Source organism: Marinobacter sp. es.042 (genome assembly GCF_900188315.1).
Classification (GTDB): domain Bacteria; phylum Pseudomonadota; class Gammaproteobacteria; order Pseudomonadales; family Oleiphilaceae; genus Marinobacter.
Map to the genome: position 1 here is coordinate 3,143,872 of NZ_LT897781.1, position 15,722 is coordinate 3,159,593.

Annotated in this window: 12 protein-coding genes and 1 tRNA gene; 9 read left to right on the forward strand and 4 right to left on the reverse strand. The window is 57.8% G+C overall.

Annotated elements, in window-relative coordinates; all coding sequences use genetic code 11:
- The first annotated feature begins 72 nt into the window (after nt 1–72).
- From fmt to CFB02_RS14710, 7 genes are all read left to right on the forward strand, one after another.
- On the forward strand, nt 73–1,008 hold the full coding sequence (gene fmt / locus CFB02_RS14680) for a methionyl-tRNA formyltransferase (RefSeq protein WP_088558579.1): 936 nt from the start codon (nt 73–75) through the stop codon (nt 1,006–1,008).
- 1 nt (nt 1,009) lies between these two features.
- Entirely contained in the window at nt 1,010–2,311 is a 1,302-nt protein-coding gene (gene rsmB / locus CFB02_RS14685; protein WP_088558580.1) for a 16S rRNA (cytosine(967)-C(5))-methyltransferase RsmB, read from the forward strand.
- Nucleotides 2,308–3,711 (forward strand): Trk system potassium transporter TrkA, encoded by a 1,404-nt coding sequence (trkA, locus tag CFB02_RS14690; protein WP_088558581.1) that lies wholly within the window; start codon nt 2,308–2,310, stop codon nt 3,709–3,711. The genes rsmB and trkA overlap by 4 nt, the downstream gene beginning before the upstream one ends.
- Nucleotides 3,712–3,815: 104 nt before the next feature.
- Nucleotides 3,816–4,841, forward strand: coding sequence for a glycine--tRNA ligase subunit alpha (gene glyQ / locus CFB02_RS14695; RefSeq protein WP_088558582.1), 1,026 nt, complete (start codon nt 3,816–3,818; stop codon nt 4,839–4,841).
- Between the two features lie 2 nt (nt 4,842–4,843).
- The gene (gene glyS / locus CFB02_RS14700) at nt 4,844–6,925 is read left to right on the forward strand and encodes a glycine--tRNA ligase subunit beta (RefSeq protein ID WP_088558583.1); all 2,082 of its coding nucleotides are present in this window, start codon (nt 4,844–4,846) and stop codon (nt 6,923–6,925) included.
- Between the two features lie 28 nt (nt 6,926–6,953).
- Nucleotides 6,954–7,511: a D-glycero-beta-D-manno-heptose 1,7-bisphosphate 7-phosphatase gene (gene gmhB, locus CFB02_RS14705; RefSeq protein ID WP_088558584.1), complete on the forward strand. Its 558-nt coding sequence runs from the start codon at nt 6,954–6,956 to the stop codon at nt 7,509–7,511.
- A gap of 35 nt (nt 7,512–7,546) precedes the next feature.
- Nucleotides 7,547–7,623 (forward strand) — tRNA-Pro (locus CFB02_RS14710).
- A gap of 26 nt (nt 7,624–7,649) precedes the next feature.
- On the opposite strand, the gene CFB02_RS14715 is transcribed toward CFB02_RS14710, so the two are convergent.
- A complete protein-coding gene (locus CFB02_RS14715; RefSeq protein ID WP_088558585.1) occupies nt 7,650–9,014 on the reverse strand; it encodes an OmpP1/FadL family transporter in 1,365 nt (454 codons plus the stop codon).
- 311 nt (nt 9,015–9,325) lie between these two features.
- On the opposite strand from CFB02_RS14715, the gene CFB02_RS14720 reads away from it, so the two are divergent.
- Nucleotides 9,326–11,596, forward strand: a complete 2,271-nt coding sequence (locus CFB02_RS14720; RefSeq protein WP_227519400.1) for a 7TM diverse intracellular signaling domain-containing protein — start codon at nt 9,326–9,328, stop codon at nt 11,594–11,596.
- Nucleotides 11,597–11,616: 20 nt separating this feature from the next.
- Here the strand turns inward: CFB02_RS14720 and CFB02_RS14725 are convergent, their stop codons facing one another.
- Nucleotides 11,617–13,173 carry a phospholipase D family protein gene (locus CFB02_RS14725; protein WP_088558587.1) on the reverse strand — a complete coding sequence of 519 codons (1,557 nt, stop codon included), beginning with the start codon at nt 13,171–13,173 and terminating at the stop codon, nt 11,617–11,619.
- A gap of 244 nt (nt 13,174–13,417) precedes the next feature.
- Between CFB02_RS14725 and CFB02_RS14730 the strand changes: the two genes are divergently transcribed.
- The gene (locus CFB02_RS14730) at nt 13,418–14,044 is read left to right on the forward strand and encodes a peroxiredoxin (protein WP_088558588.1); all 627 of its coding nucleotides are present in this window, start codon (nt 13,418–13,420) and stop codon (nt 14,042–14,044) included.
- Nucleotides 14,045–14,192: 148 nt separating this feature from the next.
- On the opposite strand, the gene CFB02_RS14735 is transcribed toward CFB02_RS14730, so the two are convergent.
- Complete coding sequence (locus CFB02_RS14735; protein ID WP_088558589.1) at nt 14,193–14,552, reverse strand: hypothetical protein; 360 nt, start codon at nt 14,550–14,552, stop codon at nt 14,193–14,195.
- Nucleotides 14,553–14,608: 56 nt separating this feature from the next.
- Nucleotides 14,609–15,517, reverse strand: a complete 909-nt coding sequence (locus CFB02_RS14740) for an MBL fold metallo-hydrolase (RefSeq protein ID WP_088558590.1) — start codon at nt 15,515–15,517, stop codon at nt 14,609–14,611.
- Nucleotides 15,518–15,722: the final 205 nt, after the last annotated feature.

Here is a 15,722-nt window from a genome sequence, read left to right on the forward strand (position 1 = left end):
AAACCAGACACTATTCCGGACCGGGTCACGACCCGGTCTTTTCGTATACAACGGAACAGAGATCACTACACCGTGCGACTTGTTTTTGCTGGTACACCGGATTTTGCGGCAACCGCGCTCCGCGCCCTGATTGCAGCCGGCCACACTATCGTTGGCGTTTACTCCCAGCCGGATCGTCCCGCCGGCCGTGGCCGGAAGCTGCAGCCCAGCCCGGTCAAGCAGGTAGCGCTGGACCACGGGATCCCGGTCTTCCAGCCCGAAACACTGAAAACGCCCGACGCCCAGAAGCAATTGGCCGATCTGAATCCGGACGTGATGATTGTCGCGGCCTATGGTCTGATCCTGCCGAAGGCGGTCCTGGACATTCCAACCCACGGTTGCCTGAACATCCACGCCTCGCTGCTGCCACGCTGGCGCGGCGCCGCACCTATTCAGCGGGCCATAGCGGCAGGCGATGCGGAAACCGGCATCACCATCATGCAGATGGACGAGGGCCTGGATACCGGCGCCATGCTGTTGAAATCCCTGACCACCATCGAGGACAACGACACCGGCGGCAGTCTCCACGACCGCCTGGCTGAACTCGGTGGCCAGGCCATCATCAAGGCCCTGGAGCTTCTTCAGAAGGGCGAACTCACCGGGGAACCCCAGAACGATCAGCTGGCCTGCTACGCCAGCAAACTGAGCAAGACCGAAGGCCATATTGACTGGGCCGCAGATGCCAAAGCGATTGAACGGCTGGTTCGCGCCTTTAACCCCTGGCCCGGAACCTACACCGATCTGGGTGACCAACGTATCCGGATTCACGAAGCCCAGGCCCTGGTTACCGCCAGCGACGCTTTCCCCGGCACCGTAGTACAACGGGACCGGGACGGGATCGACATCGCCTGCGGCAACGGCACTCTGCGCATCACCCGTCTCCAGCTGCCGGGCTCCCGCGCCCAGAGCGTGAACGACCTGATCAATGGCGGCAAGGAACTGCTCATGCCCGGCCAGGAGCTGCGCTGAGATGGGCGACCGACAACACCCCATGCGCGCCATCGCCGCGGGTGTGATGCTTTCCGTGGAGAATGGCCAGTCCCTGTCCCAGTGCCTACCGCCGGCTCTGAACCGCCTGCCCGCCAATGAACGCCCGGTTCTCCAGGCGCTCTGTTACGGCACCTGCCGCTGGTTTCACCGCCTCGACGGCGAGCTCAACAGCCGGTTGAAAAAACCTCTGCGCAAGCCCGACCGCATCATCCATCACCTGATGCTGGTTGCCCTGTTCCAGTTGCGCTTCAGCCAGCAGGCCAATTACGCCGTTCTCAATGAAACCGTTGAAGCCTGCAGGGCCCTGGACAAACCCCACCTGACCGGGCTGGTGAATGGTGTCCTCAGGGCCGCGGAGCGGGAAGGCGCGCCAGAACCGGCAGGCGATGCCGCCAGGTTCAGCCACCCGGTGTGGATGGTGGAAAAGCTCCGCCACAACTGGCCGGAAGACTGGCAACACATTCTCGACGCGAACAATGCTCAGGCCCCCATGACCCTGCGGGTAAATGCCCTCCGTTTTGCCCGGGATGAGTATCTTGGCCTGCTGGCCGAGGCCGGCATCGAAGCAAACGCGACGCGCTTCGCACCCCACGGCATTCAACTGGCCACTCCGGTTCCTGTCGACCGGCTGCCCTGGTTCGCCGATGGCGCTGTCAGCGTGCAGGATGAGGCCGCACAATTGTGTACCACCCTGATGGACCTGGCGCCTGGCCAGAGGGTTCTGGATGCCTGTGCCGCTCCCGGCGGCAAAACCTGCGCGATTCTGGAGGGCTGTGGCGAGCTGGCGGAAGTGGTCGCCATCGACGAATCCGCTGATCGCCTGCCCAGGGTTCAGGAGAATCTGGATCGACTTGACCTCAACGCCACCCTGAAACAGGCGGATGCGGCTGCGACCGAACAATGGTGGGACGGCGAGGCATTCGATCGCATTCTGCTGGACGTGCCCTGCAGCGCCAGCGGCGTGATTCGCCGCCACCCTGATATCAAGTTATTGCGCCGTGAATCGGACATTACCCCCCTGGCGGCCATACAGCTCGGGTTGCTGGACGCAATGTGGGCTATCCTGAAACCCGGAGGCCGGCTGGTGTATGCCACCTGCTCGGTGTTCCCGCAGGAAAACCACCGTATAATTCGGCGGTTTTGCAAGCAGCAGACCGATGCCATTCTCGTTGAGCCGGAGGCTCAATGGGGACGCGATATGGGTGCGGGGCGGCAACTGCTCCCGGATCCGGACAGCCATGACGGCTTCTTCTACGCCGTGCTGGAGAAACCCGAACCATGAAAATCCTGATTCTCGGTGCCGGCCAGGTCGGCGGTACCCTTGCCGAAAACCTTGCCAACGAAGCCAACGACATCACCATCATCGACAGCGATGGTGCCCGATTGCGCGAATTGCAGGACAGGCTCGACATCCGCACCGTCCAGGGCGCGGCGTCCTATCCCACGGCACTGCGACAGGCCGGGGCCGAAGACGCCGACATGCTGATTGCCGTCACCAACAGCGACGAGACCAACATGGTCGCCTGCCAGGTGGCAAAACTGCTGTACAAGACCCCGACCACCATATGCCGGGTACGAGCCAACGCCTATCTGGCGAAATCCGAACTTTTCTACCAGCGCGACCAGACCAAGGACCTCGACAGCCTGCGGGGCTTTCCCATTGATGTTCTGATCAGCCCCGAACATCTGGTGACCAAACACATCACCCGGCTGATCGAGAACCCCGGCGCCCTCCAGGTACTGGAGTTCTCCAAGGGCCTGACCCGCCTTGTGGCCATCCGCGCCACCAAGGGTGGGCCGCTGGTGGGCCATGAGCTGTCTTACCTGCGCACCCACATGCCCAAGATCGATACCCGGGTGGCGGCCATCTTCCGTAAAGACCGGGCGATCATGCCCGAGGGCGACACCGTGATCGAAGACGGGGATGAGGTGTTCTTTATCGCCGCCGGCGACCACATCAAGTCGGTGATGAGCGAGCTCCAACCCCTGGTCAAACCCTACAAGCGCATCTTCATCTGCGGAGGCGGCAATATCGGTCAGCGGCTTGCCCATACCCTCGAGAACCGGTATCAGGTCAAACTGCTGGAGCGGGACCACGAGCGCTGCGTCATGCTCTCGGAGAACCTGCGTAAGACCGTGGTTCTGGAGGGTAACGCCGCCAACAAGGATATCCTGCTGGAAGAGAACATCGAGAGTACTGATGTGTTCTGCGCAGTGACCAACGATGATGAAGCCAACATCATGGCGTCGCTTCTGGCCAAGCGCCTGGGCGCCCGCAAGGTCTTGACCCTGATCAACAATCCGGACTACGTGGACCTGATTCAGGGTGGCGACATCGACGTGGCCATCTCACCCCAGCAGACCACTATTGGCAGCCTTCTGACCCACGTTCGCCGGGGCGATGTTGTGAACGTTCACTCACTCCGCAGGGGCGCGGCAGAGGCAATTGAAGCGATTGCCCACGGGGATCACCGGTCTTCGAAAGTGGTCGGTAAAAGGCTTGATGAAATCAACCTGCCAGAAGGCACCACCATCGGCGCCATCGTGCGTCGCAATGAAGTTCTGATCGCCCACGATCACCTCCGGATCCAGCCGGACGACCACGTTATCCTGTTCCTGGTGGACAAAACCCGCATCCGGGATGTGGAAAAACTCTTCCAGGTGGGTCTTACCTTCTTCTGACTTAGAAATACACAGCCAGCACGCGTATAATGCGCCTTTCTTTTTTCGGAGTGCCCGAAGGACAACCGGGGCGCCACACACAGACTGATCAGCAGGCAACCGTCGTGACAGACAAGGCAACAAAACAGACAACTCCGGATATCGGGACCTTTCAAGGCCTTATCCTGGCTCTGCAGAATTTCTGGGCGCAGCAAGGCTGCGTGGTCCTCCAGCCACTGGACATGGAAGTGGGTGCCGGCACGTTCCACCCGGCCACCTTCCTGCGTGCCATCGGGCCGGAAACCTGGAACGCCGCCTACGTTCAGCCCAGCCGCCGCCCTACGGACGGCCGCTACGGTGAAAACCCCAACCGCCTGCAGCATTATTATCAGTTCCAGGTGGTGCTCAAGCCGTCCCCGGACAACATCCAGGAACTGTACCTGGATTCCCTGAAAGCCCTGGGTCTGGATCCACTGGTGCACGACATCCGGTTCGTGGAAGACAACTGGGAATCTCCGACACTCGGTGCCTGGGGGCTGGGTTGGGAAATCTGGCTGAATGGTATGGAAGTCACCCAGTTTACCTACTTCCAGCAAGTGGGTGGCCTGGAATGCTTTCCGGTCACCGGCGAGCTTACCTACGGCCTTGAGCGGATCGCCATGTACCTGCAGGGCGTGGACAGCGTCTACGATCTGGTCTGGACCGAAGGCCCTGACGGTGTGGTTACCTACGGTGACGTGTTCCACCAGCAGGAAGTGGAGATGTCCACCTACAACTTCGAGCACGCCGACACCGAATTCCTGTTCCACAGCTTCGATGTTCACGAGCGGGAGAGCGCCCGGCTGATTGAAGCCGGCCTGGCCCTGCCAGCCTATGAACAGGTTCTCAAGGCCTCCCATACTTTTAACCTGCTGGACGCCCGCCACGCCATCTCGGTTACCGAGCGTCAGCGCTTCATCCTGAGGGTTCGCACCCTGGCTCGTGCCGTTGCCCAGGCGTACTTCGACAGCCGTCGCTCGCTTGGCTTCCCGCTCGCGCCAGAAGCGTTGCGCAAGGAAGTCCTTGCCGCCGCTGAGGCCGCCGACGACAAGGCGAAAAGCAAGAAGGGCAAGAAAGCGAAGAAGGCACAGCAGGAACAGGGGAACGCATAACCATGGCAACACAGGATTTTCTGGTCGAACTGGGCACCGAAGAGCTGCCCCCCAAGGCCCTCAAGCCGCTGTCTGACGCCTTTACCCAGGGCATTGCCCGGGGCCTGGAAGAAGCGGGCATCGAATTCGGCAAAGTTGAAGCCTTTGCCGCTCCGCGCCGCTTGGCCGTGCGCATCCGGGATCTGGCTGACTCCCAGCCGGACAAGTCGGTTGAAAAACGTGGCCCTGCCGTCAAGGCGGCATTCGACGACGCTGGCAATCCGACCCGCGCGCTGACCGGCTTTGCCACCTCTCTGGGTGTAACTCCGGACCAGCTCGACACCCTGGAAACCGACAAGGGTGCCTGGGTGGTCTACCGCACGGTCGAGCAGGGCAAGCCCACCGTAGAGCTGATGCCGGAACTGGTAGAGCAATCCCTGGCTGGCCTGCCGATTCCCAAGCGCATGCGCTGGGGTGCCCATCGCACCGAGTTCGTGCGCCCGGTCCACTGGGTAGTAATGCTGTTCGGCAACAAGGTGATCGAGGCGCCCATCATGGGCCTGACTCCGGGCAACAAGACCCGCGGTCACCGCTTCCATTGCCCGAAATCCCTGATCGTACCCACGCCGAACGATTACGAAGTCGTCCTCAAGCAGGAAGGCTATGTGATTGCCGATTTCGCCGAGCGCCGGGAACAGATTCGTGCCGGCGTCACCGAGCTGGCCGAGAAGGAAGCCGGTGGCAAGGCCGTTATTGATGAGGACCTGCTGGACGAAGTCACCGCGCTCAACGAGTGGCCAGTGCCGTTGATGGGTCGCTTCGAGGAACGGTTCCTCGAGGTTCCGGCGGAGGCCCTGATTTCCTCCATGAAGGAACACCAGAAGTACTTCCACGTGGTGGCCGCCGACGGGGAAATGCTGCCGCTGTTCATCACCGTGGCAAACATCGAAAGCAAGGACCCGTCACAGGTTGTTTCCGGTAACGAGAAAGTGATCCGGCCCCGGCTGTCCGATGCCGCGTTCTTCTACGAAACCGACCGGAAGACCAAGCTCGAGGATCGCATCGACGCCCTCAAGCCCATCGTGTTCCAGGAAAAACTGGGCAGCATCTACGACAAGTCTGTGCGCGTTGCCGCCCTGGCCAAGAAAATCGCCGACGCCATCGGCAGTGATCCGGCACTGGCCGAGCGCGCCGCCATGCTGGCGAAGACCGACCTGGTCACCGAAATGGTCCTGGAGTTTACCGACCTGCAGGGCATCATGGGCCAGTACTACGCCGCCAACGATGGCGAGCCGGAAGACGTGGCCAAGGCACTGAACGAGCAATACATGCCCCGTTTCGCCGGCGACGATTTGCCAACAACCCTGACCGGCTGTGCCATTGCCATCGCGGACCGTCTGGACTCCCTGGTGGGCCTGTTCGGCATCAACCAGCCGCCATCCGGCACACGGGACCCATTCGCCCTGCGCCGGGCCTCCCTGGGGGTGCTGCGCATTATCATCGAGCGCGAACTGCCGCTGGACCTGCAAACCTGCTGCGAGTGGGCCGAAGAGAACTTCACCGTGCTGACCGAGCAGAACACCGCCAGCACCGTGGTGGACTACATGCTGGAGCGCTTCCGCGCCCACTACGACGAGCAGGGCATTGGCGCCGAGGTCTACCTGGCCGTGCACGCCCGCCGTCCGACCCGCCCGCTGGATTTCGACCGCCGGGTAAAAGCGGTGGAAGCCTTCCGGCAGTTGCCTGAAGCGCAGGCCCTGGCCGGCGCCAACAAGAGGGTTTCGAACATCCTGACCAAACAGGGTGGCGACAGCATCGGTGAAACGGTCGACGCCAGCCTTCTGCAGGACAGCTCCGAAAAGGCGCTCGCCGAGCAGGTCGATCAACAGGCCGCCAAGGCTCTGCCGCTGTTCGAGAACGGCGACTACGCCAGTGCCCTGAGCTCACTGGCAAGCCTGCGGGCACCGGTGGACAACTTCTTTGATGAAGTGATGGTCATGGCCGACGACGAGGCGGTAAGGAACAACCGGCTGGCGCTGCTGAACCGCCTGCGCAACCTGTTCCTGCGCGTTGCGGACATCTCCCTGCTGCCCACAGCAGGCTGAGACCGGACCAAGGGGTAAGCGCACAGCGATGTTGATCATTCTCGACCGGGACGGGGTCATCAACGAGTACGATGGCAATTACATCTGCTCGGCGGATGAATGGCACCCCATTCCCGGCAGCGTTGAAGCGGTGGCCCGGCTCTGTATTGCCGGCCATCGCATTGCCATCGCCACCAACCAGTCAGGCATCGGCCGCGGCTACTACGACACCGATGAGCTGGATGCCATGCACGAGAAGCTCGAGCAGCTGGTGGAAGCCCAGGGTGGTTGCATCGACTTCATTGCCTACTGCCCCCACCACCCCGACGACCAGTGCTGCTGCCGCAAGCCGCTCACCGGCCTTCTGGAGCAGATCCGCGAGCATTTTCATCTCGCCAGCCTTGAAGGGGTCATCATGGTGGGAGACAGCCGCAAGGACCTGGAAGCCGGCCACGCCGAAGGCTGTCGTCCGGTACTGGTGAGAACCGGTAATGGACTGGACACCGAACGCCATCTGGACGCCAGACCCATACCCGGCGCCGATGTCAATATCTACGATAATCTCAGCAAATTTACCGATGCCCTTTTATCCGCCGAGGGCTGGTAAAACCGAAGCGAATCCGTATAATACCGGCCGTTGATCGGCGTGTGGCGCAGCTTGGTAGCGCACTTCGTTCGGGACGAAGGGGTCGCAGGTTCGAATCCTGCCACGCCGACCACTTTCCCGCTTTGATTCCCTGCCGCGTTAAAACTCCCTGCTTAACTGCAAACCAGCTGTCCAGGGCACCACGTCATACTCGCTTTTAAATGAAGTCTGCCCCTGCAGAGGATCTGTCGTCTTATAGTCGATGGGAATATCGCCCTCATAAAAGACTCTTGCGACAAACATGTCTACCGTCCAGTCGCCTGCCAGATCACGAATCTGTGCACCCAGAGAAACCTGGTGGTAATCATCAAATGGTGTCAGCGGTGAACGCGTCTTGATGATAACGGGCGATTCATCAAACAAATAGCCGGCCTTTAGTGACCATGTCGGTGCCACCTGCCAGACTGCGCCAACCCGCCACTGCCAGGTGTCTTTCCAACTCTGAACCTGCTCCTCGGATGGCTGCTCGCCGGGAAAAGCAACTGGCAACGTCTCTCGGGACACTACGGACAGGGCAGAGGCATCACTCCATTTCGCCCAGGTTGCGCCTGCAAGCAGTTTAAGTGTGTCACTCCACTGGTGAGCAAGACCGACACTCAGGCTTTGAGGAATCGTGATCGGGACTTCTATCTGCTCAGAGACAGTGGTTTGAGTCAGCCCATTGGCTGACAAAGTGGGAAACTGGTTGATCGTGCCGGTACCCTTCAGATTGAATTCGGTGCCCGTACGGGCCGCGAGTCCAAGTGACGTTTCGGCAGTCGCCTGCCAGAGCACGCCGACGGTGAACTCCAATGCAACATCGTCGCCCTCCAATGTCGCGTAGCCATCGTTCAGGGTGCCGCGAGGAAGTGAAAAACGTGATTCAATTCCACTGAAATCAACTGGATTACGCTGCTCGGCATCGGCATAAAGCACATTGAGGCTGCCACCCAGTGAGAATCCCTCGCCACTGTTCACCGAAAAGGAAGGACTCACGCCGTAGGACACCAGTTCAATTTCATCACCAATATACCGCCCTGCAAAAGCATCGCCGTAATCGAAGCCCAGGCCATAGGGAACATAGACCCCCAGCCCGACATCCAGCCAGTCGTTCACTTCATGAGTCAGGTAGGCATTGGGTACTGCAAACGTTTCAACATGATCACCACCACCATCGCCCACCACCAGGTCCCCGTTAGCACGGGTGGCTGATGTTTGCGAATCCCGACCGACGGCGTCGATCTCGAACAGGATTGCTCCGAAAGACAGGTTGGTCCCGGAAAGTGCGCTCATTCCGGCAGGATTGAAAAATATCGTGGAAGCATTTTCCGGGTTGGCGACACTGCCAGCATTGCTGACTGCAGAAGTACTGGCACTTTGATCACTATTGGACAGACCGCCCGCAGAAGCGACCAATGGGGTAAACATGGATATCAGGAGAACTGCGCGAAATTCCTTTACAAAACCGGATCTTGATCTATACATACAGCATCCTTTTGAGTAGGCTCCGAAGTATAGATTTCAGCGACACACCTATCAAATCAAAGAAGACAAAGACGCTAACTACGTGACAATCAGTGGAGTGAATAATGCTCTTCAAGCACCAATCGTTCGAGGGATTCGATAGCAAGCCCTGTGGGTGTTCTGTGGGCCTATGGATCAAGGAACTTTGAATGGCTGACGTTGATCGGAGAGGGGCCGCTCTCCTGGTAGTGATCATTGCATCTCTTTCGCTGCTGTCTTTTTGCGCAACCGCCGCAGAGCAACAGGGATACTCCAGAAATCTGACCCAGACGATGGAGGTCTTTAAAGGAGCTTGGGATCAGGAAACACCGCCTCCAGAAAAACACGCTGCCTGGTCTCCGATAAATCATGATGTTTTTACCAGTGAACCTCGTGAGCCATTCGTGTGGATAAGGGGCAAGATAGATTCAGCCGAAACCATTGAACAACGCTGGCTACTATTAAGTCCTCTTGCTTCAAAAGCCCAGGTCTTTATCAATGGTTCTCCGATTTCCCAGAACCCCAAATCCTTTCTCGAACCGCCGCAACAAAAGGCTATTCCATTTCATCACCTGATCTTCGAGCTGCCCAAGATTTCATCGGTTTCTGATATTCACATTCGACTCGAGGCGGACTTTCCCATAAGTACGCCCGTAAAAGTTCTGGATCAAACAGCCTTGTTCAACGAGTCGGTCTTCCATACCGCACTAAGCGTGAGTTTGGCGTCAATTATCTTTGCATTGACGATTTATAACCTTTTCCTGTTTTTCAGTATCAGAGACCCGATCTACCTTTTCTACGTGGCAATTGCATCTGGTGTTTTTGCCTACTCTTTGAGCCTGACAAACCTTCAAGCCTATCTAGGAATGAACGAAGCCCAGTTTAATTGGCTAGGTAAAACACTTTTGATCCTCCCGACCCTTCTTACCATCCAATTCGTTTCCAGGGTTCTTCAACTCGGGACGTTCGCTCCATGGGTTAAGCAGATGTACGGCTTGCTGTCGCTCATTTATCTGGGCCTCTTGGTTACAACGCCTTTTCTGTCGCTCAAGACCGTTGCCTTCCTTGCCGCAACTATCGGGATGGCTGCTTATCTTTCATTCCTTCCTTTTGCTTTCATTCAGGCAAAGAGGAAATACCAGCCCGCTCTGTATTTTCTCATTGGCTGGATTCCCCTGATCATTGCTCAAAATGTAACGGCTTTGGATTCTCTGGGTATTATTGAAGGTAGCCAATGGGTGATGTATTACATTCCCGGCGCCATGTCCTGGGAAATGGCCCTGTTCTCGCTAGCCCTGGCATCCCGCATAAAAATCCTCCGCGACGAACGGGACACCCTGCAGGCCCAGCAGATCGAAGTCAGCGAAAAAGCCCGAAAGGCTCTCGAGCGTAGCAACCGCATCAAGGATGACTTCCTGAATGCGGTCAGCCATGAACTGCGCACGCCACTGCATACCATTCAGGGCCAGCTGGATCTGCTACGGGAGGCACCGCTTAACCGGGAGCAAAACGACGCATTCCGTCTGATCGAGTACGCCAATCTGCGAATGACCCGGCAGGTCGGTGGCATCCTGGACTTCGTTGATGCCCAGGAAGAGAACCTGCTCAGCTCGCCCCAGGTGTTCGAGCCTCAGTCCCTGTTCGACCTGCTCGAATACGAGTTCCGGGAAGCCGCAAGGGCCAAACCGGTTTCCCTCGCCTTCGACATGGAAGACTCAGTACCTGGAAAGGTCTTCATGGATGGCTTGATGCTTGAAAAGGTCCTGTACCAGCTAATCGATAATGCCGTGAAGTTCACACCTGCAGGGGGCGAGGTGCTGGTTCAAGGGGGCAGACTGACAGACGATTCCGTTTTGCGGGTTCTGGTATCAGACACGGGGCCAGGCATCCCGGATGCGCAGAGGGAGAAAGTATTCCAGGCCTTCAAGCAGGGAGAGGCTGGCCTCACTCGGCGTTACGGTGGTGTGGGCCTGGGATTACCCCTTGCCAGTTCCCTGGCAAATGCCCTTGGCGGCCAGATGAGAGTTCTTGAGACATCGGATCACGGCACAACGCTGGAAGTCACAATTCCCTACGGCGATGTTCACCAGTCAGAGCATCACGATCCAGACCAGCTCAACCTTGGGGGCGTGGTTCAGGTGCCCAGGGTTCTTGTGGTGGAAGATGACGCCGGTAACCGGATGATTCTTCGCAAACAGCTCGAAAAAATAGGGGTGATTTCAGAGGGGGTCCAAAACGGCCTGGAAGCTTTACAAGCCGCCAAGAACGAACCCTGGGATATGATTATCATGGATTGCCAGATGCCAGTCATGGACGGCATTGAGGCCACCCGTGAGATCCGACTGAAAGCCGCCGCCAACCTGGATACACCCATTATCGCGGTTACCGCCAACGCCAGCGAAAGCTATCGACTCCAGTGTCTCAAGGCCGGCATGGACGACTACTGCACCAAGCCGCTGCGAATGGAAAAGCTGCAACGACTTGTTACTCACTATGCAGAACACCGTGTCGTCACGAGGGTACGTGAGCAACGAGGACTCAAGGATTCGCTGATAGATTCATGAGAGTAATCGGGCATGCGGGATTACAGCAACGGCTCCAAGGGCAACAAAGAGAACAGATACACCAATGCCCGTTTGAAAGGGCCGGTATTGGGCTCATGGCGGTGCTCAATCATGTTTGTTCCTGTGAATTCCAGCCACCGGAGATCACCGTCTTCATCCAGCCTAACCTCATAAGCCGCCAGCCTGACTTTCTCGGGAAAGGCGGATTCCAGTGCGATCGCCAGCTCCGGGCTCTTGATCAGAAAACCCAGCTCGGTGTTCAGGTTCGCTGAACGGGGGTCGAAATTGAAGGAACCCACAAAAAGCGACTGACCATCTACGGCAAAGGTTTTGGCGTGAAGGCTGGCGGCCGAGCTGCCGGCAATGCCGCCAGGGCTCGGCTTTCTGTCTTCATCCTCAGACCTGAATTTGCGCAGCTCGAACAACTCAACACCCGCCTTTAATAGCGCCTCCCGGTATTTCGCATAGCCTGAATGCACCAGGGCGACGTCGTTGGCTTCCAGGGAGTTGGTGAGGATCCGTACCTGCACACCGGCGCTTTCCAGCTCGCGAAACAGCTCGACGCCACGATTACCGGGAACGAAGTAGGGCGAAACCAGGGTCACTGTTTTTTCTGGTTCACCCAACGCCAGGGCCAACTGTTGGCTCAATCGACCCTGCTCTCCTTCGAGCCCCTGGGCCTTGGCAGGATCGTCGCTTACCATCTCTACCGGCGCCCAGACAAAAGAGACCTCCTGGTCCAGCAATTCCCTGAGAAAATCCGAGTTCTGCAAAGCAGCCACGAAGCGCCGGGCCTCAGTATCCTGTTCAACGGAAGCAAGACTTGCTGCCATGGCCTCCAGATCTTCATCATCGGCGCCTGCGAGCAACCGATCCACCGGGTACGCGGACTGACTCGCCCAGTAGCGATCAAAATCCCTGGAGACACGCTCCACGACGGGCCCGATCGCCAGAACATCCAGATCCGCGAACAGCGTACCGTCACCCACACCAAAATACTCATCAGCAATGTTGCGGCCGCCAACAATGGAGGCCTGATTGTCAGCCGTGAATGACTTGTTGTGCATCCGGCGGTTCAGGCGACCAAAGTCCGTCAGAAAGCCCAAAGTCCGGGAACTACGAATCACAAACGGATTGAACAGCCGAACCTCGACGTTGTCGTGATGATTTAACGCCGCCAGGAAATCGTCCAGGCCGGCGATGCCGTTGTCATCCAGAAGCAGCCGAACCCGAACGCCGCGTTCGGCCGCGCGATATAGCGAGTACAGAAGCAGCTTGCCGGTAATATCGTCCCGCCAGATGTAGTACTGGACATCCAGGGATCTCTCGCTGGCCTCGGCGAGCAAAGCGCGGGCAACGAAAGCGTCCAGTGGATGCTCCAGCGTTGCAATACCACTGAGATCGGGGTGGGTTTCAATCTCTCTGCCAACTGCGCTGCCAAGGCGCGTATCTGCCGTCTGCGCCTGAACGAATGCGACAGACTGTGAGCGGTCTTTCAGGGATGGCAACGCACAACCTGCCAGCAGACCTGTCAGCAGTACCAGTGCAAGAGAGGCGAGAGTTCGGCTTTCGATCATTTTCAAAGGGAGCCTGCGATTATGGGCACAATGTGAAGCATGCCACAGAGTAAACGCTTTATCAGGATAGAGAAGTAACCCTCACGGTAGAGCGATCTACTGAGAAAGGCCCGCCTTCAATTCGTTAAGCCTATTTGTTCTATAGATATAACTTTATTGGCTAAGGGCCTCCTGGCGGGTTATTGTTACTGCGACATCAAGAGGCAACCCGCCTCCACCAGCAAAACCCGACAGGAGATTCATCATGAGTTTATTGCTAGGCTCTACCGCCCCGAACTTCACCATCGACAGCACCGCCGGCCAGATCAACTTCCACGACTGGGCAGGTGATTCCTGGGTATTCTTCTTCAGCCACCCGGCCGACTTCACGCCGGTGTGCACCACTGAAATGGGCCGCACCGCGCGGCTGGCGAAAGAATTCGAAGCCCGCAACGTGAAGCCCCTGGGTCTTTCCACCGATACTGTGGAAGAGCACGTAAAGTGGATTGAAGACGTCAACGACACCCAGAACTGCGACCTCCAGTTCCCGATCGTTGCCGACGCTGACCACAAAGTGGCCGAGCTGTACGAAATGATCCACGCCGGTGAGAGCGAAACCGCAGCCGTGCGTAGCGTCTTCATCATCGACCCGAACAAAAAGATTCGTCTGACCATGACTTACCCGATGGCGGTAGGCCGTAACTTCGATGAGATCCTCCGGGTCATTGATGCCCTGCAGTGTGGTGATGAGAACAAGTGCGCCCTGCCGGCCGACTGGCGCAAAGGTGACGACGTGATCATTCCGCCCTCCATTTCCAACGAGGAAGCCAAGGGCCTGTTCCCGAATGGCTGGAATGAAATCCGTCCGTACCTCCGCACCACCAAGCTTTAATCCGACTCGCGGATAGATAGGGGGCCCGTCGTTCGGCGGGCCCCTTGACCACGGCTTTCAGGGAAGTGGCGCCAAAGAAGGCAAGAAGATCCATCGTCCTTTAGTCGGATGTAAACGCCCGGGGTCAATGGACACCGGGCTTTCAAACTCAGAAGGTGAACGTACGCATCTTCGGGTTGAGCATCTGGCCGGCCATTTCCGGCGGCATGGCAACGCCCACGCCGTCAATCAGATCGTCCTTGCCGTAGTCGCTGTTCGGAAGATACAGCGCACAGACCTTCGCCCCACCACCATTTTTCAACAGACCGCGCAGCATCTGCCCCGGAGTCACATCTTTGGGTTTGAGCGCGGGCGATTCGTAGGACTTAAGTGCCAGGTCACCGGCTTTGTCGCACAGCAGCACGTTTACCTTGGCTCCCTGCTGGGCCATGGTGTTCGAAAGCACCATCGCCATGCCCTGTGTCTGCAGCGAATCGCTGGACAGGATCACCAGCACTTCTTTACCCACAAAAAAAGCCGGGCTTTATCGGCCCGGCAAAGGGGTTGTGTGCTCGCTCTCCAGGGTTATTCCCAGGCAGCACCCTCAAGTGCGTCCAATGGAATCTTCAGATACCGTCTGCCGTTGGCTTCCGGCTCGGGAAGGCGTCCACCCCGGGTGTTGACCTGCAGCGCATGCAGAATCAATTTCGGCATCGGCAACTCGCTGTCACGGGTGTTCCGGAGCTCCACATACTCGGCTTCGGAGGTTTCAGCCAGGTGCTTGTTCGCCTGCTTCTGCTCGCCAACGGTGCTTTCCCATTCAGGTTCACGACCACCGGGCATGTAATCATGACCGGTGAACAGGCGGGTCTCGTCCGGCAGGGCCAGAATGGCCTGGATGGAATCCCATAGCTGATGGGCGTCTCCCCCGGGGAAGTCCGCGCGGGCAGTGCCGAAATCCGGTTGGAAAATGGTGTCGTGCACGAACGCCGCGTCACCGATCACATAGGTAACAGAAGCCAGTGTATGACCGGGTGAAAACATCACCCGGCCCTGCAGATTGCCAACCCGGAACTCGTCCCCGGCACGGAACAGATGGTCCCACTGTGAACCGTCGGCCGGAAAATCGGGCCAGTTATAGATGCCCTTCCACAGTTCCTGAACGCCAGTCACATAGCCACCGATCGCGGTCGGAGCGTCGGTCTTTTCTTTAAGATACTGGGCTGCCGAGAAGTGGTCGGCGTGAGGGTGGGTATCCAGGACCCACTGCACCTCAAAGCCCTGCTCACGAATAAATGCCAGAAGTTCATCTGCGTGGTGCGTCGCCGTTGCGCCGGACTTTTCATCATAATCCAGCACTGGATCAATAATCGCACACTGCTTTGTTTCCGGATCACTAATCACGTACTGGACACTGAACGTTCTTGGATCGAAAAACCCGGCCACATTCGGTGTGCCAGCGTGTTTTGCCGGTGATTGCTGAAACGTTCTCATAAGTGCGTCCTCCTCTGCATTGAAAACGCGTGATTGCTTACTTTAATTATTAGGATATAGCTATGGATTTTAATGCTCCAATTGCGAGTACCCATAAAGGCAATGCACAAAACCTTTCGGATATTCCTAAGTCATTAGGTTTTCCTAACTTTATAGCCACGCACTAGAGCTTCAGCCGGCAATATTCTTAATTAATCTAACCATA